Genomic DNA, 21,438 nt, shown 5'->3' with positions numbered 1-21,438 from the left:
TGTGGCAATAGTGTCGCGCATCTGCTGTGCTTTGTTCAGAGGTTCCCTAGGCTGTAAGGAATCGACGGCAAGCAGCGCTTCGACGACGATCGTCCGAATCAACCTTTTTGGAGCTGAAATGCCGCCTGAAGTACAAAAGCTGCAAGATGCCATTGCGTCCATTCCCGGCATTACCGATGCAGCGGTGGACAAGGTGGATCTTTCTGATGTCACGGAAAGCGACTTCGGTCTTCTTCCGTATGCCGACCTGCCGCTCGGCGCGTTGAAGCGCACAAGGGGAGGCTTGGACAACGAGCTTGTCATCTCCGTCAACTTTGGTATCACGCGCGATCCGAAAGGCCTCAAGGCACTCGAGTTCATTTCCTGGTGGGTACGCGATTCGGCGCGAGCGGGCGAGCCGATGCAGATCAGGAGTGTTGCGCTTCCACCCATCGGCGAGCAGTTTGGTACGTCGCTTCGCTTTTGCATCGATTATTTTTACGCTGATCCTGAGCAGGATATCGGCAAGCTACTGTCCAAGGTAGGGAAGTTGGCCGTTGAGCTCAACAGCGCAAAGGACTCATATCCCCAGGTCGTTGCGTCCTGATAATGCAGTCAAGCAAACCCGCCGCCGCGGATGTCCTCGCGCAGCTGCCGACGCAGCGGGCAAGTGGGATTGCCGAATGTCACCGCACAGACAGGGCCGCCTCTCGTTGGTCTTGGTCCGACCTCAAGGCAATCTGAAGACGCTCGCTTCTCCATCCCTCGTGTCGTACGCCACCAATGCCTCCTGGAAGGCATCACCGCTGCAAACGAGGTCACCGTTACTGCTCCAGATGGCAGACCGGCCCGCTCCTATGAAGGTGTCGGCGGGGCCTACACAGTTTGCCATCAAGACAGTCATGGAATGCGTTTTTGCAATCGTCGGATAGTGGCTGTAGGCCGATGCCACGCCTCTCTCGGATTTGGCCACGCTTGCCAGGTAAACATGAGCGCCTGAGTCTGCGGCTTGTTCTGCATGGCTTGCCTGCAGTGACTCGTAGCAAATGGCAGGCGCCAGCACCTGATCTGCGTGTCTGAGAACAAGCTGCTCATCACCGGCGGTGAAGAACGGTAACTCGTCGGGATGTAGCTGCTGTTTGGAGTAGGTGGTGCGCGCCAACCCTGGTTGGAAACAGATCATGCTGATTTCGGTGCCTTTCGCCCCCTCCGTGGGTACGCCAATGGTGATGAGCATGCCGTAACGGTCACTTGCCAGCTGAAATCGATCAAAGCGTTGATCAGCCGGCTGCACCGCCAGCGCCTGCGCCAATCCGGGTTCGTAACCGGTGAGGGACAGCTCGGGAAAGACCAGCACATCCGCACCCTTGCTCGCAGCCAGGCGAATGACATCGAGGTGCTTACTGATGTTTTCTTCGATTTCGCCAGGCGTCGAACGGATTTGCGCAGCGGTCAGCTTCATTGCCTGTCTCGTGTCCACGTATTGGGGTTGAGCGTAGCGGATTCCGAAAGGCTGGTAACCATAGTGCGCTTGAAAGCCCGGATATGCTGCTCGAACGCCTACACTTTCGAAAGCGAGACGTCTTACCTGGATGCCTGTCTTCAGCGCCGGTCTCAGGAGGATGGGTTGACCGGATGGTTACCGGTCTTCTCCAGCGTGATTGGTTATAAATCAGGGTGCGCCGCACCGAAGCAGGTACTCATTTGTTGAGCACCTTGGTTGTCCATATCTGGTCGTAATCCGCGTTGTGCGCCTTGGTAAAACCGTGCGCATCACTGAATCCATCATCGACCTTCTGGCCATCCTTGTAGATCACATAATGGCGCCCGCCGGCAGCCTGGTCGCCGTGGTAATGCAGCTGCATCCGGTACACCAGCCTGCTCTCTTCTACTGCTGGCGTCGCCTGCTGCTGTTCAACGCTGCTGGCTAGTTGCTGTATCTGCAACAGCGGTGTGGTCTGCTGCGGATGGGCCACGACCCAGCTTCTGAACTTGGCTTGGTCCTGCGCTGACGCTTGCCCGGACGCTGGCCAGATGTAGAGAAACGTTGCTGGCGTATTGGGTGCTGTACTGACGGCCGGCATGTGCCACTCGTAGACCTGTTGCTTGCCGTCGGCTGTCGTCATCTCGAGCAGGCGGGCACTGCCTTGCGATGGGGTGCCGGCGGCACCTGACAGTTCACTGATCGGTGCCAAGCCGGAGTCCGGTACGGCGCCCGCCAGTGCCAGTAGCAGGTCGCGCTGGTTTGTCACTTCCTGCGCGTTCAACGACAGCGAGCGCAGGTAGCGCGAACGCAGACTGAAACGGTAGCGCGTTTCCTGCAGGGTGAATTCTCCCTCAGCCCTGGATGCTTCGTGCCAGTCGTGCCCAGGGACCAGATTGACAGCACCGTGCATGACGCAAAACCCCTGCCGGGATTGCGCCGCTGGCGGGAAGGGCGATGCGCTACTGGTGATCGAGGCCAGGATGTCCTTGGTGCGCCGTTCGGTGATGTCCTGCAGGCGGCTGATGGCGGTCTTCTGGAAACGAAACGTGGTGCCATCGCGATGGGCGAAGCCGGTGACCTGTACGACATTCGGGTCGAGCGGCAACGCGTCTTCCGCGTGTGCGACGATGATCCTGCCATCGTCCTGTGCCAGTGTTTCCACGGGCTTGATCAGCTGGCGTACCCGGCCATCGCTGGCCGGCGCTTGTGCGGCCAGCAGGCGCTGCGCATAGCTGGCCGCGTCCTCGCGGTAGGTATCGATGTCGCCCCAGTAAAACTGCGCGGAACTCCCCAGAAAATGCAGGGGCAGGTTGGACGTCACGGCAAGCCGCCCGATGCAGTAATTTGCGTTGGCGGTAGTGTCCACCGATGGCGGCGGCGTGTTGGTGGTGGTGTTCATGCTGCAAGCGGCAAGCAACGCCACGGAAAGAAACAGAAATGCGTGCAGCGGGCGTGGGGCGGGACGTCTCAACGCAATTCCTTCAAAACAGCAATCGGCAATGATAGATGACTCCGGTCCACGTGGTGCGCCACCGCTGGCCAGGTGATCTGGCCCGTCCTGCTGCTGCCGTGCATTGGCCCGATTGCGGGGTCGAGCGAGCCAGAATCCGTTCAGGCCGGTGCAGGCCAACGGAAACCGCACTGCGCCACCTCGCATCGGCTTTTATGCCGCGCGGTCCTCGATGGCGTGCCTGCTTCTGTGAGGCGGGGGCGCGTGGGGCTGCGTTGGGAGCGGCCAGTGCTCGGAGTTTGCGCAACCACGTGTGCGCCGTCCTCTGCGGGAGTGGCGCACAGGATGCCTGCGTTTGCTATGGCTTCTTTCGATACACCCCACCGAAGGACACGTTCATTCCGCCGCATTCCAGGTTGTCGTCGGCCAGCAGCATGTCGCCCAGCAATTGCAGGCGCACCTTGCACGTGTCCTCGTTGACCTCGACGCGGTTGCCTTCTGGATAGCCGCGCGCGGTGACCGAGCCGGTGTGCGGACCGCCCGGCGTCTGTTCCGGGTCGGGAAAGGCGCTGGGCCAGTACGCATCGCCGTTGACGGTGATGCTGCCGTCGGCGTTGGTGGTCAATTGCAGCGTGTTGTCGCCGTCGTGCCAGTGGCCGTTCCACGCCTGCGGTGTGGGCGTGGCCGCGCTTGGTTGCATCTGCAGGCTGGACTGTGCGACCCAACCGGCATTGCCGCCTCCCTTGTTGGGATAGAGCACGCAGACATAGGCATTGCGGCGCTGCGCCGTCAGGACGATATCGTTCTTGACCACGTAGGCGCGCCCCTGGCATGCGGCCCCGCCCGTATCCGGGCAACCATCGGTGTCCTTGAGCAGGTACAGGCGCGGCGGGATGACCTTGCCGAGGGAGAATGCCACCGGCGCGCTGGTGAACAACCCGTTGCGGCAGGTGGCATCGTCGGCGGCAGGTGCGGCGTGGAGCAATGGCGAAACGCCCAACAGGGCAAGCATCCAGGCCTTATGCATGGCAATCACTCCAAATGTGGCGCGGTAGTGTGCGGCAAACCGGGCCGTCTTTCAGCAGGGCCGTGTTACCACATGCACTGTGTCACTACATGCCACGTGTACCGCAGCCGCGCTTGACCCACCTCCAGTTCCACGCCTGCACGCAAGGGCGCGCCGCCGATTGCGGCGTGGTGCCGCGCATGGTGCGGCGTTGCGCATTCGCCCCGCAGGCGATGCGTGCATCCGAGTAACGCAGTGGACGTGTATGAGCCTTCTTCACCTGGGCAGGCAGATGCTGCTGTCTCCAATCGAGAGGGAGTGGAGCATGAAACAATCACTGTTGGTCCTGTCCATCGTGGCGGCGCTGGCGCTCGCTGGCTGCAAGCCGGATGCCGACAAGGAGGCCGCAGCGCCTGCCGCGTCCACCGAACCGACGCCGACCGGTGGTGTGGCGACCCCGACCACACCGCCTGTCGGCGAAGCCAGCCCGGCGCCGGAAGGCGCGGCGCGCGCGAGTTCCGGAGACGACATCGCCCTTGGCTTGCTCGGGGCGGTGGACAACCACGAGATCGCCGCAGCGAAGCAGGCGCAGGACAAGAAGGTCACCGGCGCGGTGCTCGAGTACGCGAAGATGATGGAGAAGGAGCACACCGAGAACCTGGAAAAGACCAAGGCGCTGGGGACGCTGGCCGAAACACCGGACGTCAAGAAGCTGGAGAGCAAGGGCGAGCAGGACCTGTCCACGCTGGGGCAGACGTCCGGCAAGGACTACGCGGCGGCCTATATCGATGCAATGATCGCCGGGCACAAGGACGCGCTGCAGCTGATCCAGACGCAGATGATGACGGTGGCGTCGACCGCGCTGGTCAAGCAGCACCTGACCGAGACCAAGACGCACGTCGAGCAGCACCTTGCGAAGGCGGAAGCCATCAAGAAGGCGATGTAAGCGTGGGCGTGGCAGATCGACGGTCTGCCACGTCTCGTTAGTGGTTCACGATTGATTGCTCGCAACGCTTCCCGGCACTAGTTACATCATAGGAGCCGACATAATCGCCGAAGAGCGGGCTCGGGTTTATTTGATATGCATGCGCGGGCGTTGATCAAACGTTCTCTGGCGATGCGTTCGAGCGCACCTCGCGTTGCCGTAAACGCGATGGCAACCGACGTCCCACTCAGCGGCACCGATCAAAGGTTCTGACGCGCGTTTGCTCTGCAATGATCAGGCGGTCTTCCATCTGGCTGAGGATGAAGACTGCAGGAACGTCCTTCTCCGGCGCGTTGGCAGACGCGGTGACGATGCGCCATGTCCATGGTGTGCGTGCCAGCAGCATGACCGCGTTGGGCCAGAGGTCTTCGCCCTTGCCGGTCATGTGATCCCAGCCGAACTGGATGAGGTGCTTGGGGTCGGCTGTCTCGGCGTCGCGGCAGGCGATCCCTGCGGTGACCCAGGCGCCTCGCAGCTGCTCGGGGAAATGGGTCTTGGGGACGTGTGGTTCATAGCTGCCAGCGCCGGTAATGCGCGCCAGGGCGCCTGGCTTCCAGGTGTACGTCCAGCTGTAGCGGCCGGGGGCGGGACAGCGCTGCGACCCGTCCGGATTGGGTTGTTCCGGTTTGCAGATCGGCGAGTTCTCCTGCACGACGAACACGACCTCGATGCGATTGCCTTGGACTGCAAGAGTCATCACTTCGCCAGGAATCTGCTCGCTGGCGTCTGGCGTATAACCGGTCTTGCGTGCCCTGGTATCCCATGCGTCGATCGGAGCGCTGACGTTGGGTGCCTTCCCGGGGGGATGCTTGCGCAATACATCGATGCTGTTGGGGCAGTCGGACGTGGAACCCGAGCAATACGAAGAACTCAGATAGACGATCTCATCGACTCCATCCTTGTCCAAGTCGACAACCTGCACGAAGCCGGCGTAGTCCTCCTTGACGATGTCGTCGTTGGCGCTGACATCTTGCCAAAGCCCTACGATCTCTCCGGCACGGCTCGGGCTCAGCTTCTGATCCTTTGCCGTTGCAACTGTGGCGATGGCCAGCAGCGCCGCCATGACGTAGCTCCGCATCCTTGCTCTCCTTGCAGGTTGAAGCCATAGCCTACAACGCTTGGGAGTTGGCCAGTGCCGCCTCAGCCCTCACCACAGCCGGGCTTGTTTGATTTTCGTCAATTCCACCGACACATGAAATTCGCAGGCAGGGTGCTTGACTGCAGCGGTCAAGAATCGTTGCGGAGTTGCGCATGAGTGCAGTCACGGTAGGAAGGGTCGACCAGGGATCGGGTAGAGACGGGTCGATCCGGACGGGAGTTGGACTGGTGCGTCGTGACCGAGCGCCGGTGGATCTGCGGGGTGGGTCGGCCCGTGTCGCGTTCTTTGTCACGGCGCGCGTATGCGCCGTGGTCGGCTGAGGGGGCGCCATGCGGATCTGTGTTCTCAACGAGGCAACTGCCGAGCAGGCCGGGCTGGAGCAGCGCTGCAAGTCAGCGCGCGAGGCGGGCTTTGATCATGTGGTGCTCGCGCCGCCGTTTGCGCGCGACGCCCAAGGCCGGCTGAGTGAGGTTGCTGGTGCCAGCGAGGCAGACGCACAGCGCCTGCGCGAGGTGGTGCAGGCCGCGCACCGTGCCGGCGTGAAGCTGCTGCTCGACGTGCGCCTGGATGAAGTGGGTGGCGACAGCGCGGTGGTACGCGACAACCCGCAATGGTTCCGTGCGCGCAGCACGGCGGTACCGGATCCGCGCCAGCCGCGCGCCACGCCCGAAGTGGCCGAGGCACGCTTCACCTATGCGCAGGAAGGTGCGGCGCTGGTGGAATGGTGGAGCGCGCGCCTGCTGGAGTGGGCATCGCAAGGTGTGGCCGGCTTCCGCCTGTTGCAGCCGCAGCAGGTGCCGGCGCAGCGCTGGCGCGAGCTGATCGCACGCGTGCATGCGCAGGCACCGGAGGTGGTGTTTGCGGCCTGGACACCGGGCCTGGGCATCGAGGCCTTGCAGCAGCTGGCCGGTGCCGGTTTCGATGCGGCGTTCTCCTCGCTCGCCTGGTGGGATGGCCGCGGCAGCTGGTTCTTCGATGAAGACACCGCACTGCGCGCGTTGGCGTCGCAGGTCGTCGCGGTGGTGGGCGCGCCCGATGGCAAGCCTGCGGCCACTCCTGGACAACATTGGCAACTGGCCCAGGCATTGGGCGGGGCGTGGCTGCTGGACGAGACGCAGCTGGAGACGTTGCCGTTGTCGATCAGGGCGCGCGATGGTATGACGCCCAGCAATGCCGGCCTGCGGCTGCGCCCGCTGCTGCGCGAGGGCACCGGCCTGACGGCGGTGGCCATCGAGCCATTGGGCGGTTTGCCGTCGCTGTTGTTGATCAATGGCGATGCCGATCATGTGGTGCCGGTCCCGGCGCCGGATCTGTTGCGCCTGCTTGGCGATGCCGAAGCGCTGGTGGGCGAAGACGGCAGCACGCTCTCCGGTGCGACGCTGGAAGCGCTGGAGCCGGGCGAGGTGCGGGTATACCGCAGCGTGCCGGCGCGGCATGTGCTGGCGGTGCCGCGCATGCGTCCGCGCGCACAGACCGCAGCCGCCTGGCCGCGTGTGTGCATCGAATCGGTGACGCCGTCGGTCGATCACGGCCGCTTCCCGGTCAAGCGCACCGTGGGCGACCGCATCTGCGTGGAGGCCGATGCGTTCTGCGACGGGCACGACCGTATCGCGGTCGCGGTGCTGTGGCGCCCGGCCGATGCCAAGACCTGGGCCAGCGCGCCGATGCGTGCGTTGGGCAACGACCGCTGGCGCGCGGAGTTCCCGCTGGAGCGCATCGGCACCTATGAATTCCGCGTCGAAGGTTGGCGCGATGTGTTCGCCACCCTGCATGCGGATCTGGAAAAGAAGCGCGCCGCCAATATGGTACTGCCGGTGGATGTGCAGGAAGCGGTGGCCGTGGTGCAGGCCGCGCACGCACGCAGCACCGGTGCGTTGGCCGAGCGCCTGCAGGCCATCCTGACCCGCATCGGTGCGCAGAGCGAGCCGCTGCAGCAGCTGGCGATCGTGCTGGAGCCGGACACCGCGCAGGCGATGGCAGCAGCCGACGACAAGCCGTTCCGCTCCGAAACCCCGGTGACCTTTCGGGTGGAATCGGAGCGGCGTGCGGCGCATTTTGCCAGCTGGTACGAATTGTTCCCGCGCTCGCAAAGTGGCGACCCGCAACGGCACGGTACCTTCGACGATGTGATCGAGCGGCTGGCGCATATCCGCGCGATGCACTTCGACGTGCTGTACATGCCGCCGATCCACCCCATCGGGTTGAACAATCGCAAGGGCCGCAACAACTCGGTCACTGCGGTCGATGGCGAGCCGGGTAGCCCGTACGCGATCGGCGCCAGCGATGGCGGGCATACCGAGGTGCATGCCGAGCTCGGCGGGCTCGACGGCTTTCGCCGCCTGGTCCAGGCCGCGCGTGCGCATGGGCTGGAAGTGGCGCTGGATTTCGCCATCCAGTGCGCGCCGGATCACCCGTGGTTGAAGGAGCACAAGGACTGGTTCACCTGGCGCGCGGATGGTTCGATTCCGTATGCGGAGAACCCGCCGAAGAAATACCAGGACATCGTCAACGTCGATTTCTACGCCAGCGGTGCAGTGCCGGACCTGTGGAACACGCTGCGCGATGCGGTGCTGTTCTGGGTCAACGAGGGCGTGACGCTGTTCCGTGTCGACAACCCGCATACCAAGCCGTTCCCGTTCTGGGAGTGGTTGATTGCCGACATTCGCGGGCGCCGGCCGGACGTGGTGTTCCTGTCGGAGGCCTTTACCCGGCCGAAGATGATGTACCGGCTGGCCAAGTGCGGCTTCTCGCAGTCCTACACCTACTTCACCTGGCGCAACCACAAGCACGAGCTGCAGGAATACGTGGAAGAGTTGAACCAGGGCGTGCCGCGCGAATGCTTCCGCCCGCACTTCTTCGTCAATACGCCGGACATCAATCCGCTGTTCCTGCAGACCAGCGGGCGTAACGGGCACCTGATCCGCGCCGCGCTGGCGACCACGCTGTCGGGGCTATGGGGCATGTACCAGGGCTTCGAACTGTGCGAGGCCACGCCGCTGGCGCCAGGCAAGGAAGAGTATCTGGACTCGGAGAAGTTCCAGCTGCGCGCCTGGCCCGAGCGTGCGCCCGGCGACATCGTCGATGAGATCACCCGCTTCAATCAGCTGCGCCGCATGCATCCGGAACTGCAGTCGCACCTGGGGACGCGCTTCTACCAGGCGCACAACGACCAGGTGCTGTACTTCGGCAAGTTCCTGGATGCCGGCTACCTGTCGCGCAGCCGCAGCATGGTGCTGGTGGCGATCAACCTGGATCCGCAGGCGGGTCAGGACGCGGACATCGAAATTCCATTGTGGGAGTTGGGCCTGCCCGATCACGCCAGCGTGGCGGTGGACGATCTGTGGGACGGCCATCGCTTCACATGGCAGGGAAAACAGCAACACATCCGGTTAGATGCGACGCGGCCGTTCGCGTTATGGCGCATCCGCGCAGGAGAGGTCGCATGAATGCAGTCCCATCGTTACAAGCCGACGCGGAACAGTCCGCGGTGGTGGCAGATCAGCTTTGGTACAAAGACGCGATCATTTATCAGGTGCACGTCAAGTCGTTCTTCGACTCCAACGACGATGGCATCGGCGATTTCCCGGGGCTGATTTCCAAGCTGGATTACATCGCCGAACTCGGCGTGGACACCATCTGGCTGCTGCCGTTCTACCCCAGCCCACGCCGCGATGACGGCTACGACATTGCCGAATACATGGCAGTGCATCCGGACTACGGCAGCATCGAAGATTTCGAGCAGCTGGTTGCGCAGGCACATGCACGCGGCATCCGCATTGTCACCGAACTGGTGATCAACCACACCTCCGATCAGCATTCCTGGTTCCAGCGCGCACGCAACGCGCCGGCTGGCTCGCCGGAGCGCGACTTCTATGTGTGGTCGGACACCGACCAGGAATACGAAGGCACGCGGATCATCTTCTGCGACACCGAAAAGTCCAACTGGACCTGGGACCCGGTGGCCGGGCAGTACTTCTGGCATCGCTTCTATTCGCACCAGCCGGACCTGAACTTCGACAACCCGGCCGTGCTGGAAGCGGTGCTGGAAGTGATGCGCTTCTGGCTGGACCGCGGCGTGGACGGCCTGCGTCTGGATGCGGTGCCCTACCTGATCGAGCGCTCGGGCACCTCCAACGAAAACCTGCCGGAAACCCACGCGATCCTGCGCAAGATCCGCGCCACCCTGGATGCCGAATACCCGGATCGCATGCTGCTGGCCGAGGCCAACATGTGGCCGGAAGACACCCAGCAGTACTTCGGCCAGAACGCCGACGAATGCCATATGGCGTTCCACTTCCCGCTGATGCCGCGCATGTACATGGCGATCGCGCGCGAAGACCGCTTCCCGATCACCGACATCATGCGCCAGACCCCGGAGATTCCGGAGAGCTGCCAGTGGGCGATCTTCCTGCGCAACCACGATGAATTGACGCTGGAAATGGTCACCGACTCGGAGCGCGATTATCTGTGGCAGACCTATGCCTCCGATCGCCGCGCACGCATCAATCTGGGCATCCGGCGCCGGCTGGCGCCGCTGCTGGAGCGCGACCGCCGCCGCATCGAATTGATGACCTCCCTGTTGCTGACCATGCCCGGCACGCCGGTGCTGTATTACGGCGACGAGATCGGCATGGGCGACAACATCCATCTGGGCGACCGCGATGGCGTGCGCACGCCGATGCAGTGGTCGATCGACCGCAATGGCGGTTTCTCGCGCGCCGACCCGGCGCAGCTTGTGTTGCCGCCAGTGATGGACCCGCTGTACGGGTTCCAGGCGGTGAATGTGGAAGCGCAGATCCGCGACCAGCATTCGCTGCTGACCTGGACCCGCCGCGTGCTCAGCGTGCGCAAGCGCTACCAGGCCTTCGGCCGCGGCACCCTGCGCTTCCTGTACCCAGGCAACCGCCGCATGCTGGCCTACCTGCGTTGCTACCAGGACGAGACGGTGCTGTGCGTGGCCAACCTGTCGCACACGCTGCAGGCGGTGGAGTTGGACCTGTCCGAGTTCGAGGGCCGCGTGCCGGTGGACATCATCGGCGGCGGCAGCTTCCCGCCGGTCGGGCGGCTGACCTACTTGCTCACGGTGCCGCCGTTCGGCTTCTACGCGTTCCAGCTGGTCAGCGAAGGCACCTTGCCGGATTGGCATGTGCCCAGCCCGGTACCGTTGCCGGATTACCGCACGCTGGTGTTGCGTAGCGATACCGACGAGAGCAATGCATTGCTGCCGCATCTGACCACGTTGGAAAGCGAAATCCTGCCGGCCTGGTTGTCGGCGCGGCGCTGGTTCTCGGCCAAGGATCAGGCACTGAAGCACGTGCGCATCTCGCGGCGCACGCCGCTGCCGGGCAATGAGCCGATGAGCCTGCTGGAGCTTGACGCGGAGCTGGAAGATGGCCGCCACGAGAGCTACATGCTGCCGATCGGCATCGTGTGGGAGCGCGACCACCCCAGCACGCTGGCCGAGCAGCTGGCGCTGGCGCGCGTGCGCCAGGGCCGCGAGGTGGGGTATCTCACCGATGCCTTCGCACTCAAGCCGATGGTGCGCGGGGTGATTGACGCCTTGCGCGACAATGCCGCGCTGGACTTCTGCGAGGGCGACGATGCCTCGCAGCAGGGACAGGTGCGCTTCGAAGCGACACCGGCATTGGCCACGCTGGATATTCCGCAGGATCCTGACATCCGCTGGCTGTCGGCCGAGCAGAGCAACAGCTCGCTGGTGGTTGCCGACAAGGCGGTGTTCAAGCTGCTGCGGCACGTGGCCAATGGTGCCAACCCGGAGATCGAGATCGGCCGTCGCCTGACCGAGATGGGCTACGCCAACGCCGCGCCCTTGCTGGGCAGCGTCAGCCGCATCGACGCGCAGGGCACCATCACCACGATCGCGCTGCTGCAGGGCTTCATCCGCAACCAGGGCGATGCCTGGCGCTGGACGCTGGACCATCTGGCGCGCAGCTTCGACGAGTACGCCACCGCGCAGACCGACGAATCGCGCGCCGAAGCCATTGCCGGCTACGACGCCTTCGCGGCGGTGGTCGGCAAGCGCCTGGCCGAGTTGCACGAGGCCTTGTCGCGCGACACCGACGACGCCGACTTCGCCCCGCAGCGCATCGACCTGCCGGCCGCCAACGATGTGGTGGCCGGCGTCGCACGCCAGGTCGAGGAGATGTGGGACACGGTCACTACGCGTCTGGCCGGCAGCGACGATGCGACCGAACGCGAAGCGCTGCAGGCGGTGCTGGCCGAGCGCCCGCAGCTGGATGCCCTGCTTGCCCAGGCGCCGAGCGTGCTGGCCGATTCCTTGCTGACCCGCGTGCATGGCGACTTCCACCTGGGCCAGATCCTGGTGGCCTTCGACGATGTGGTGCTGATCGACTTCGAAGGCGAGCCGGCCAAGCCGCTGTCCGAACGGCGCGCCAAGGCCAGCCCGCTGCGCGATGTGGCCGGCTTCCTGCGCTCGCTCGATTACGCCAGCGAAGTGTCGGCACGTGGCGAGGAAGGCACCGCCGCACGCGCGGGCGTGGGCGTGGACACGCATCTGGACGAGTTCCTGGTGCAGTTCCGCCGCCGCTCCACACAGGCGTTTCTGGATGCGTACCATGCCGTGCTCGATGCCAGCACGCACCCGTGGATCGCGCCGGCGGCGTTCAATGCGGCCACCTTGCTGTTCCTGGTGGAGAAGGCCTGTTACGAGGTGCGCTACGAGGCGGCCAACCGCCCTGGCTGGTTGATGGTGCCGATCGAGGGCTTGCGACGCATCCTGCACCATGCGCGCGCTGGTGCGGGAGACACATGATGAGTGGAGTGATGACAGCAGTGACCAATCGATGGGATCCCGGCGCGACCCGCGCCCTGGCCGAGGCACGCCATGGCGACGCATTCGCCATTCTTGGCGCGCACCCGACCGACAGCGGTCGGCTGCTGCGCACCTATCAACCGGGTGCCGACTACGTCAACGCCGTGCTCGACGATGGTCAGGTCATCGCGCTGGACGCGGGCCCGGAGCCGGGCCTGTTCGCCGGTGCGTTGCCGGCGCAAGGCGGCTACCGCCTGCGCATCGGCTGGCCCGGCGGCGAGCAGGACACCGCCGACCCGTATGCGTTCGGCCCGCAGCTCAGCGACTTCGACCTGCATCTGATCAGCGAGGGCCACCACCTGCAGCTGGCCGATGCACTCGGCGCCAACGTGATCGAGGTCGATGGCGTACGCGGCACGCGCTTTGCGGTGTGGGCGCCCAATGCCACGCGCGTGGCGGTGGTGGGCGACTTCAACAGCTGGGACGCACGCAGGCATCCGATGCGGCTGCGGCACCAGTCCGGCGTGTGGGAGCTGTTCGTGCCCGATGTCGGCCCGGGGGCGCACTACAAGTACCAGCTGCGCGGCCCGCAGGGGAATGAATTGCCGGCCAAGGCCGACCCGGTGGCGCGGCGTGCCGAGCTGGCACCGGGCACCGCCTCGATCGTGGCCGACCCCACCCCGCATCAGTGGAGCGATGACGGCTGGATGGCCACGCGCGCGCGCCGTCAGGCGCACGACGCACCGATGAGCATCTACGAGATCCATGCCGGTTCCTGGTTGCGCGAGGAAGGCGTGGACCTGGACTGGGATGGCCTGGCCGACCGCCTGATTCCGTACGTGGCGGACATGGGCTTCACCCATGTCGAGCTGATGCCGGTGACCGAGCATCCGTTCGGCGGCTCGTGGGGCTACCAGCCGCTGGGCCTGTTCGCGCCGACTGCGCGCTTCGGCTCGCCGGATGGCTTTGCCCGTTTCGTCGATCGCTGCCACCGCGAAGGCATCGGCGTGATCGTCGACTGGGTGCCGGCGCATTTCCCCACCGACGCCCACGGCCTGGCGCATTTCGACGGCACCGCGCTGTACGAACATGCCGACCCGCGCGAAGGCTTCCATCGCGACTGGAATACGCTGATCTACAACCACGGGCGGCGCGAGGTGTCCGGGTTCCTGATCGCCAGTGCGCTGGAGTTCCTGCAGCGCTTCCATGTCGATGGCCTGCGCGTGGATGCGGTGGCCTCGATGCTGTACCGCGACTACAGCCGCAATGCCGGCGAGTGGGTGCCCAATATCCATGGCGGGCGCGAGAACTACGAGACCATCGCCTTCCTGCGCCGGCTCAACGAAGTGGTGCGCGAGCACACCCCGGGCGCGGTGATGATTGCCGAGGAATCCACCGCGTTCCCCGGCGTCACTGCCGACGTGGCGCACGGCGGCCTGGGCTTCCACTACAAGTGGAACATGGGCTGGATGCACGACACCCTGCATTACGCCGCGCTGGATCCGATCTACCGCCGTTACCACCATGGCGAGCTGACCTTCAGCATGGTCTATGCGTATTCGGAGCGTTTCGTGCTGCCGATCTCGCACGACGAAGTGGTGCACGGCAAGGGCTCGTTGCTGGGCCGCATGCCGGGCGACGATTGGCAGCGTTTCGCCAACCTGCGCGCCTACCTGGGGTACATGTTCACCCACCCCGGGCGCAAGTTGCTGTTCATGGGCTGCGAGTTCGGCCAGCCCACCGAGTGGAACCACGACGGCGGCATTCCCTGGCACCTGCTGGACGACCCACGCCATCGCGGCGTGCAGACCCTGGTGCGTGACTTGAACCGGCTGTATGTCGAATACCCCGCGCTGCACGCGCAGGATGACGATCCGGCCGGGTTTGCGTGGGTGGTGGGCGATGACGCGGCCAACAGCGTGGTCGCGTTCCTGCGCAAGGGCAAGCGCGGCGACGCCCCGGTGCTGGTGGTGATCAACTTCACCCCGATCGTGCAGCACGGCTACCGCATCGGGGTGCCGCAGGGCGGCCAGTGGCGCGAGGTGTTCAACAGCGATGCCGGCATCTACGGTGGCGCGAATCTGGGCAATGGCGGTGTGGTGAGCGCCGAGCAGCAGTCCATGCACGGCCATGGGCAGTCGCTGCCGCTGCTGTTGCCGCCGCTGGGCGTCATCGTGCTGACGCCGCAGGGCTGAGGTAGCGCATACAGCGCCGGACAGCTGGTCCGGCGCTGCTACCTTCCCCCACAACCGATGACGGCTGCAGCCTTACGCATTGGCCTGATCTCCGACACGCACGGCCTGCTGCGGCCTGAGGCCGTGGCTGCGTTGCAGGGCTGCGCGGCGATCATCCATGCCGGCGATGTGGGCAAACCACAGATCCTCACCGCGCTGGGCGCGCTGGCACCGTTGCATGCGATCGCCGGCAATATCGATAACACGCCCTGGGCAGCGCAGCTTCCGGAGACGCTGGATCTGCTGATCGCAGGCGTGCGCATCCATGTGCTGCATGATCTGAAAACGCTGGCAACAGATGTTGCTGCCGCTGTGATCATCAGCGGACATTCGCACAAGCCATCGATACAGACGCGCGACGGTGTGCTGTACATCAATCCTGGCAGCGCCGGGCCGCGTCGCTTCAGCTTGCCGGTCAGTGTGGGCACGCTGTGGCTGGGCGATGGCCCGCCGCGTGCGCAGCTGCAATTGCTGGAAATACGCTGATGGAAGTTGGATCCGTGCAACAGGGACTTGCGCAGGGATCTGGAGCGGCTAGTAAAGCGACTGCACCACCTTCAGGCGAGCGCGGCCGGTGCTCGGAATTGGCATGTGCCATGCGTGCACTGCGGTTCTGAGTGCGCCGTCCGCACCCACCTGACGATAGCTACGTTTTGTTAGCCGCTCTCAGACAATGCCATGCGATGAAGTGCACCGGCCCGGCACGCAGGCAACTTCTGCATGTCCTGAGCGTGCGGTGCATGCGATGACCACCAGCAGCGACCGCTGACAACCTGCGCTGACGTGCCTGCTTGCTCAAACCTGCACGCGAGCCATTCGTTGCCTGCATGTGTAGGCTCGCGGTCCCTGCGCTGACCTTGTCTGCACGCAGGCGGGACCATCCTTGTGCATCGAGTCGTTGCAAGGATTTCCCCCATGAATACCCGTCGCCAGTTTCTTTCCGCCGCCGCTGCCGGCACCGCCGCATTGGCCGCTGCCCCGTTGCTGGCGCAGACCTCCGCGCCCGGCAGCGTGATGCCCACCCGCGGCAAGGCCGCCGCCGCTGCGTTGCCGACCAATCCCGCAAGCAAGGGCGCGCGTTATCGGCCCGCGAGCCGACTTGGCTTTGGCGGTGTGGCGATCGGCAACGGGTTTGCGCCCACCAGCGATGCGCAAAGCGAAGCGACCCTGGCTGCGGCGTGGGAGTCGGGCGTGCGTTACTTCGATACCTCGCCGTGGTACGGCCTGGGCCTGTCCGAGCGCCGTACCGGTCACCATCTGCACAATCACGCTGGAGACGACTACGTGCTGTCGACCAAGGTCGGGCGCCTGCTCACCGCCACCGACAAGCCGCCGAAGACGATGTGGCAGCAGCCGTCGCCCTTCGACTACCGCTACGACTACAGCGCCTCCGGGGTGCGTCGCTCGATCGAAGACAGCCTGCAGCGGCTGGGCGTGTCGCAGATCGATATCGCCTATATCCACGACCTGTCGCCGGAGAACGAGAAAGACCTCGGCATGCCGTGGGAACAGCGTTTTGCCGAGGCGGTGAAAGGCGCGATGCCCGAGCTGACCAAGATGCGCAAGGAGGGCCTGATCAAGGCCTGGGGCTTTGGCGTCAATCGCCCCGAGCCGGCCTTGCGTGCGATCGAAGAAGCCGATCCGGACATCTTCCTGCTGGCCTGCCAGTATTCGCTGCTCGACCACGCGCATGCGCTGCACGACACCTTCCCGAAGATCGCAAAGCATGGCGCCTCGGTCGTCGTCGGTGCGCCGCTGTTGGCGGGCTATCTGGCCGGCCGCGAGCGGTATCTCTACGACGGCACCGTGCCGGAATGGGCGCCGGCCAAGCGCCAGAAAGCGCTGGCCATCTGCGAGCGCCACGGCGTGGATCTGCGCACGGTGTCGCTGCAATTTGCCGCCGCGCCGAAGGTGGTGTCCGCGGTAATTCCGGGTGCGCGCACGCCCGAGCAGGCGCATGCGAATGCGGCCTCGATGCGCGTGGCGATTCCGGCAGCGGTGTGGGAAGAGCTCAAGCGCGAGCAGGTGATCGAAGCGGATGCGCCAGTGCCTGCTTGAGCTATGGAGCGGTGCGTGGTGAGGATGCCGGTGCGAACACGGGCGCGTGCGATGGAAGGCAGCAAGCGTGAGCGACGACGTGTAGTCGCGATGCGGGGCGAAATAGTCCCGAGTGATGGAAGACACCAGGCTCCGCCCGCACCCTCATCCGGTGCTGCGCGCCACCTTCTCCCGTCGGGAGAAGGGAACAAAGCCCCTCTCCCTGCGGGAGAGGGGTTGGGGTGAGGGTACGGGCCAAGCGAAAAGCCAAGGCTAAAGGCGGACAACGCCCTTGCAGGCGAAGCGCATTTCGGGCCACGCCACCAGTAAGACAACATCCAGCGCGAACATTCTCAGCGCTCGTTATCCAGAAAGATCACAAACCAGACAAGTTACACATTACGGAATCAACAGCGGCCGTAACCCAGGTACGTGCTTTGCCAACTCGTCGGCAACAATCGCCGCGAACAGATCCGCGCCGTCCGCACCAAGATGGGTGTAGTCGAACGCGAGTTTGGCCTGGCCCATCGGCTCGGCGCTGGCATTGTCCTGTGCGGCGGCAGGGACGCTGCCCGCTGCCGCAATCTTTGACGACGACGACGACGACGCATGCAATGCCTGCACCGGCGTCTTGCCAATCGTGGTGCCCGATTGCGCTGCAAGCACTTGCGCGGGATCGGCAGGCCGCTGCGCCAGCCGCATCGCCAAGACAGGGCCCATGCCCTGCACCAGCGCACGACTGCGCGCATGCAGGTCGATCAGCGGCACCTGTAGTTCCTGCGCAACCTTGCGCGTGGCCTCCGCCCACGGGCCAAGGTCATCCACTAATTGGCCGCGCTCGAACTGCCGCCGCGTCAATGGCGTGACCAGCACCGGAATCGCACCGGCGGCGCGCGCCTCGGCCACATACCGGCGCAGGTTGGCGGGGAATTCGGTCGTCAGGTCGGTGGAACGCCCCGGTTTGCCGGGTTGGTCGTTGTGACCGAACTGGATCAGCACATAGACCTCTCGATAACCGCCACTGCGCAGCTCCTTCAGCGCGATCTGCCACGACCCTTCGGTACGGTAGTTGGAGGTGCTGCGGCCGCCGCGCGCCAGATTGAGGCAGCTCAGGAACGAGGTCACATGCTGCGCGCAGAAGCTCGGCCCCCAGCCACCTTGCACGGCGGTGGTGGAATCGCCGACCAGCACGATCTTGCTGGCGGCCAACGGCTTGCCGGTCGCTGGCATGCCGGACGCGGGCACGGTTGCAGGTGATGCCTCGGCAGGCGGTGCCTCAACAGCGTGTGCAGCGGGTGTAGCGGTTGCTGCCAGCAGGACCAGCGGTGCAAGAGACGGGAAGCGCATGAGTCACCAGAGACGAAGAGTGATCAAAGAACGAAAGTCAGTCGGAGGACCAAAGGCGGTCAGAAGACCTCAAGCACGACAACCCGAGCCGCGCATTGATCGGCGCAAACAAGCAACGCCAGACCGTGCCGCCGGGGATGGCAATCAGCCCGCGCTCGAGGTCGCGCCTGACCACCAAAGCGCTCAGAACGTGCCGCGTTGAATGAAAGGCGCTTGCTGATACAGCCTGCGCTCGCCACCGCGCGGGTCGTGCTCCAGCCGGCTCGGTGTATCGAACAGCAGCGTCTCGCGCCATTGCAACGAATACGGCTTCCAATGCGGCAGGCCGCGATGATTCGGGTCGCCATGGCGTGCGAAGGCGAGCAGCGCTTCGCTCATCTGCTCGGCCATCTGCTGCGCGGCCGCATCGTCGCCGGTGCGCGAGCCGGGCTGCGCAATGGTGTCGAAGACCAGCGGAATATCCAGCGTGTGGAAGGCGCCGAATTTGCCGCCATCCAGCGGCGAGCCCCAGTCCAGTTGATACACCCAGGTCGGTGCGCCCTGGCGTGCACGCGCTTCGGCCTCCTCGACCGCGCCGCGCCACGAGCGGCCGGCGGTGGTCGCCGCAAAGAACACATCAGAGGGCGAGTACTGCGGATACAGCCGGCGATATTCTGCAATCACCACCTGCGGCAGCAGGTCGACGTATTGCTGGCTTTCCAGCCTGGCCGGCAGCTCGTCCCAGCTCAATGCGAAGTTCTTCGCGTCGTTGCCGAGAAACGCGCGCGTCTCGTCGCGGGTGTTGCCGATCACCAGCGGAATCCTGGCCGATTGCAGCGGCGCGGTCGGCCAGAACGGATGCACCGGCACATTGCGTGCATCCAGCACCGGGCCGAAGTACAGCGCGCTGTTTTCCACCCGCGAGGGATCGCGCAGCTGCGCGGCAGCCAGCAGCTGCGCAACCGGTAGCGTGCGGATGCGCGCAAGCGCGCCCGGCGCAAGTTTCAACGCATCCAGCAGCAACTGCGCACGCTGGGTGGCCGCGCGCGGGCCTGCCACGGTGACCTGTTGCCCGCTCATGGTCCAGGCGCGGTGGAACAGGCCGTGCGCGGCCGTCATCGCCATCAGGGTGGCGATCTTGGCGCCGCCACCGGACTGGCCGAACACGGTGACGTTGCCGGCATCGCCGCCGAATTCGCCCGCGTGCTGGCGCACCCAGTGCAGTGCCTGGATCAGGTCCAGCTGCCCGGCATTGCCGGAGTCGGCAAAGCCGGCATCGCCCAGCTGCGCCAATGACAAATAGCCGAACAGGTTGAGCCGGTGATTGACGGTGATCACCACCACATCGCCGCGCTTGCACAGGCGCACGCCGTCGTACAGCGGGTCGCTGCCGGAGCCGGTGGTGTAGCCGCCGCCGTGGATATAGAACAGGATCGGCCGCTTGCCGCCATCGCGCAGGCCCGGCGTCCACACGTTGAGAAACAGGCAGTCCTCGCTGGTGGGTTCGCTGGCCTTGAGTTGCGGCGCGGCCGCACCGTAGGCGCCGGCATCGCGCACGTCCTGCCAAGGCATTTCCTGCACAGGTGCCTGAAAGCGCCGCGCGGCGGTGTCGCCGCCGTACGGGATGCCCTTGAACACGCAGATGCCCTGGTCGCGATAGCCGTGTAGCGCACCGCCACGCACGCGTGCCAGCGGCGCGCTGTCCTCGCGTGGCGGCGGCAATGCGGCCGCGCCGGCGAAGCCGGGCAGCGCTGCCGCGGCAGTGGCAAGCAGGCCGCCACGCAGCAGCGTGCGTCGGCGCGCGTCGTGCGTGGACCGCGCTGTCATCGCGCCAGGTCCTGCGCTGGTGCCGGTGCCGGTGCCGGTGCAGATGCAGATGCAGGCGCCTGCGCCCTGGTGACATGCGCGATCCAGGCCTGCGCCAGCTGCGGCCATACGGCCACGGTCAGGCCGGTGCCGCTGGCGGTGCCGAAGCCATGGCCGCCCTGCGGGAAGACATGCAGCTCGCTCGCCACGCCGGCGCGCAGCAGCGCGTCGTGCATCAGCAGGCTGTTGCGCACCGGCACCACGGTGTCGTCCTGCGCATGCAGCAGAAAGCTGGGCGGGGTGCGTGCATCCACATGCAGTTGCGGCGAATACGCGCGCACCTGCTCAGCGCCTGGACTGCTGCCGAGCAGGCGCTCGCGCGAGCCCGGGTGCGTGTTGGCGCTGTCCATGTCGATGACCGGGTAGATCAGCAGTTCAAAATCCGGCCGCGCGCTCAGCGCATCGGCCGCATCCACCTTGGAGTAGACCTGCGCGGCGTAGCGGGTGCCCAGGCTGGCGGCGACATGGCCGCCGGCCGAAAAGCCCATCACCCCGACCCGCTGGGTGTCGATGCCGTAGCGGGCGGCATTGGCGCGGATCAGCCGCAGCGCGCGCTGTGCATCGGCCAGTGGCACGTCGGCACCGTTCGGGTGGCCTTCGCCGGGCAGCCGGTAGCGCAGCACGAACAGGGTGATGCCGGCTTGGTCGACGAAGCTCGGCACCAGCGCGCTGCCTTCGTTGTCGAGCACGATGCGCTGGTAGCCGCCGCCGGGGGTGACCAGCAGCGCGGTGCCATTCGGCCGCTTGGGCCGGTAGACCACCAGATAAGGCGTGCTGATCTGCTGGATGTAGCGATCGGGCAGGGCAGGGTCGGCGCTGCGTTGGACGATGCGTTGCGGCTGCTGCAGCGCCTGGTCACCCGGTGCCAGCCCCTTGGGCCACAGCGGGATCCGGCTGGCCTGCTCGGCTGCGGTCTCGGCGCCGGGTGCCTCGGCGGCCAGCACCGGCCCTGCCAGCAGCGTTCCCATGACCACCACGGTCATGCACCGGCGCACGATGCTCGAAAACGCGGCAAACACGCGCGTCTGGCTTGTCTGTTCCATTCACCCCTCCCAGGGTTGCTTCGTTCCTGCGGCCAGTTTTGCCGCACTGCACATTGCCAATGACACCGGTTTACCATATACAGCACACCGTGCCACTGTCGATTGGCAGTGCAACAAAAACACCTATCAGGGAG

The 21,438-nt window shown here is 65.2% G+C and carries 14 protein-coding genes and 1 other RNA gene; 8 read left to right on the top strand and 7 right to left on the bottom strand.

The genetic code is table 11. The features are described from left to right. Positions 1-586, top strand: a 586-nt coding sequence (locus XaplCFBP3123_RS20305) for a hypothetical protein (protein ID WP_253254267.1), incomplete at its 5' end; no start/stop codon positions are given. Between the two features lie 123 nt (positions 587-709). Here XaplCFBP3123_RS20305 and XaplCFBP3123_RS20300 read toward each other — a convergent pair. From XaplCFBP3123_RS20300 to XaplCFBP3123_RS20290, 3 genes are all read right to left on the bottom strand, one after another. Continuing rightward, entirely contained in the window at positions 710-1,441 is a 732-nt protein-coding gene (locus tag XaplCFBP3123_RS20300) for a carbon-nitrogen hydrolase family protein (RefSeq protein WP_172453412.1), read from the bottom strand. Positions 1,442-1,679: 238 nt separating this feature from the next. Then, positions 1,680-2,864: a hypothetical protein gene (locus XaplCFBP3123_RS21775; protein WP_253254266.1), complete on the bottom strand. Its 1,185-nt coding sequence runs from the start codon at positions 2,862-2,864 to the stop codon at positions 1,680-1,682. Between the two features lie 409 nt (positions 2,865-3,273). After that, positions 3,274-3,942, bottom strand: a complete 669-nt coding sequence (locus tag XaplCFBP3123_RS20290) for a hypothetical protein (RefSeq protein WP_104535655.1) — start codon at positions 3,940-3,942, stop codon at positions 3,274-3,276. Between the two features lie 304 nt (positions 3,943-4,246). Here XaplCFBP3123_RS20290 and XaplCFBP3123_RS20285 point away from each other — a divergent pair, with 304 nt between their 5' ends. Further along, positions 4,247-4,867, top strand: coding sequence for a DUF4142 domain-containing protein (locus XaplCFBP3123_RS20285; protein WP_104535654.1), 621 nt, complete (start codon positions 4,247-4,249; stop codon positions 4,865-4,867). Between the two features lie 226 nt (positions 4,868-5,093). On the opposite strand, the gene XaplCFBP3123_RS20280 is transcribed toward XaplCFBP3123_RS20285, so the two are convergent. Then, positions 5,094-5,969, bottom strand: coding sequence for a hypothetical protein (locus XaplCFBP3123_RS20280; protein ID WP_104535653.1), 876 nt, complete (start codon positions 5,967-5,969; stop codon positions 5,094-5,096). Positions 5,970-6,334: 365 nt separating this feature from the next. Between XaplCFBP3123_RS20280 and XaplCFBP3123_RS20275 the strand changes: the two genes are divergently transcribed. The 6 genes from XaplCFBP3123_RS20275 (at position 6,335) to XaplCFBP3123_RS20250 (ending at position 17,090) form a co-directional block, all read left to right on the top strand. Then, positions 6,335-9,451 (top strand): maltotransferase domain-containing protein, encoded by a 3,117-nt coding sequence (locus XaplCFBP3123_RS20275; protein ID WP_104535652.1) that lies wholly within the window; start codon positions 6,335-6,337, stop codon positions 9,449-9,451. After that, positions 9,448-12,798 carry a maltose alpha-D-glucosyltransferase gene (gene treS, locus XaplCFBP3123_RS20270; protein ID WP_104535651.1) on the top strand — a complete coding sequence of 1,117 codons (3,351 nt, stop codon included), beginning with the start codon at positions 9,448-9,450 and terminating at the stop codon, positions 12,796-12,798. Before XaplCFBP3123_RS20275 ends, treS begins: the two co-directional genes overlap by 4 nt. Positions 12,799-12,809: 11 nt before the next feature. Continuing rightward, positions 12,810-14,993, top strand: coding sequence for a 1,4-alpha-glucan branching protein GlgB (gene glgB / locus XaplCFBP3123_RS20265; RefSeq protein ID WP_104535667.1), 2,184 nt, complete (start codon positions 12,810-12,812; stop codon positions 14,991-14,993). Between the two features lie 57 nt (positions 14,994-15,050). Further along, on the top strand, positions 15,051-15,518 hold the full coding sequence (locus XaplCFBP3123_RS20260) for a metallophosphoesterase family protein (RefSeq protein WP_104535650.1): 468 nt from the start codon (positions 15,051-15,053) through the stop codon (positions 15,516-15,518). Between the two features lie 103 nt (positions 15,519-15,621). After that, positions 15,622-15,694, top strand: a non-coding RNA gene (locus tag XaplCFBP3123_RS20255) — sX9 sRNA. Between the two features lie 253 nt (positions 15,695-15,947). After that, positions 15,948-17,090, top strand: a complete 1,143-nt coding sequence (locus tag XaplCFBP3123_RS20250) for an aldo/keto reductase (RefSeq protein ID WP_104535649.1) — start codon at positions 15,948-15,950, stop codon at positions 17,088-17,090. A gap of 378 nt (positions 17,091-17,468) precedes the next feature. Here XaplCFBP3123_RS20250 and XaplCFBP3123_RS20245 read toward each other — a convergent pair whose 3' ends face one another. From XaplCFBP3123_RS20245 to XaplCFBP3123_RS20235, 3 genes are all read right to left on the bottom strand, one after another. Then, complete coding sequence (locus XaplCFBP3123_RS20245) at positions 17,469-18,416, bottom strand: rhamnogalacturonan acetylesterase (RefSeq protein ID WP_104535648.1); 948 nt, start codon at positions 18,414-18,416, stop codon at positions 17,469-17,471. Between the two features lie 183 nt (positions 18,417-18,599). After that, positions 18,600-20,222 (bottom strand): carboxylesterase/lipase family protein, encoded by a 1,623-nt coding sequence (locus tag XaplCFBP3123_RS20240; RefSeq protein ID WP_104535666.1) that lies wholly within the window; start codon positions 20,220-20,222, stop codon positions 18,600-18,602. Beyond that, the gene (locus XaplCFBP3123_RS20235) at positions 20,219-21,304 is read right to left on the bottom strand and encodes an alpha/beta hydrolase (RefSeq protein ID WP_104535647.1); all 1,086 of its coding nucleotides are present in this window, start codon (positions 21,302-21,304) and stop codon (positions 20,219-20,221) included. The genes XaplCFBP3123_RS20240 and XaplCFBP3123_RS20235 overlap by 4 nt, the downstream gene beginning before the upstream one ends. Positions 21,305-21,438 lie beyond the last annotated feature (134 nt).

Source organism: Xanthomonas arboricola pv. populi, assembly GCF_002939945.1.
In the GTDB taxonomy this organism is placed as follows: Bacteria; Pseudomonadota; Gammaproteobacteria; order Xanthomonadales; family Xanthomonadaceae; genus Xanthomonas; species Xanthomonas arboricola_A.
This window is presented reverse-complemented; position numbering and strand designations above follow the sequence as displayed.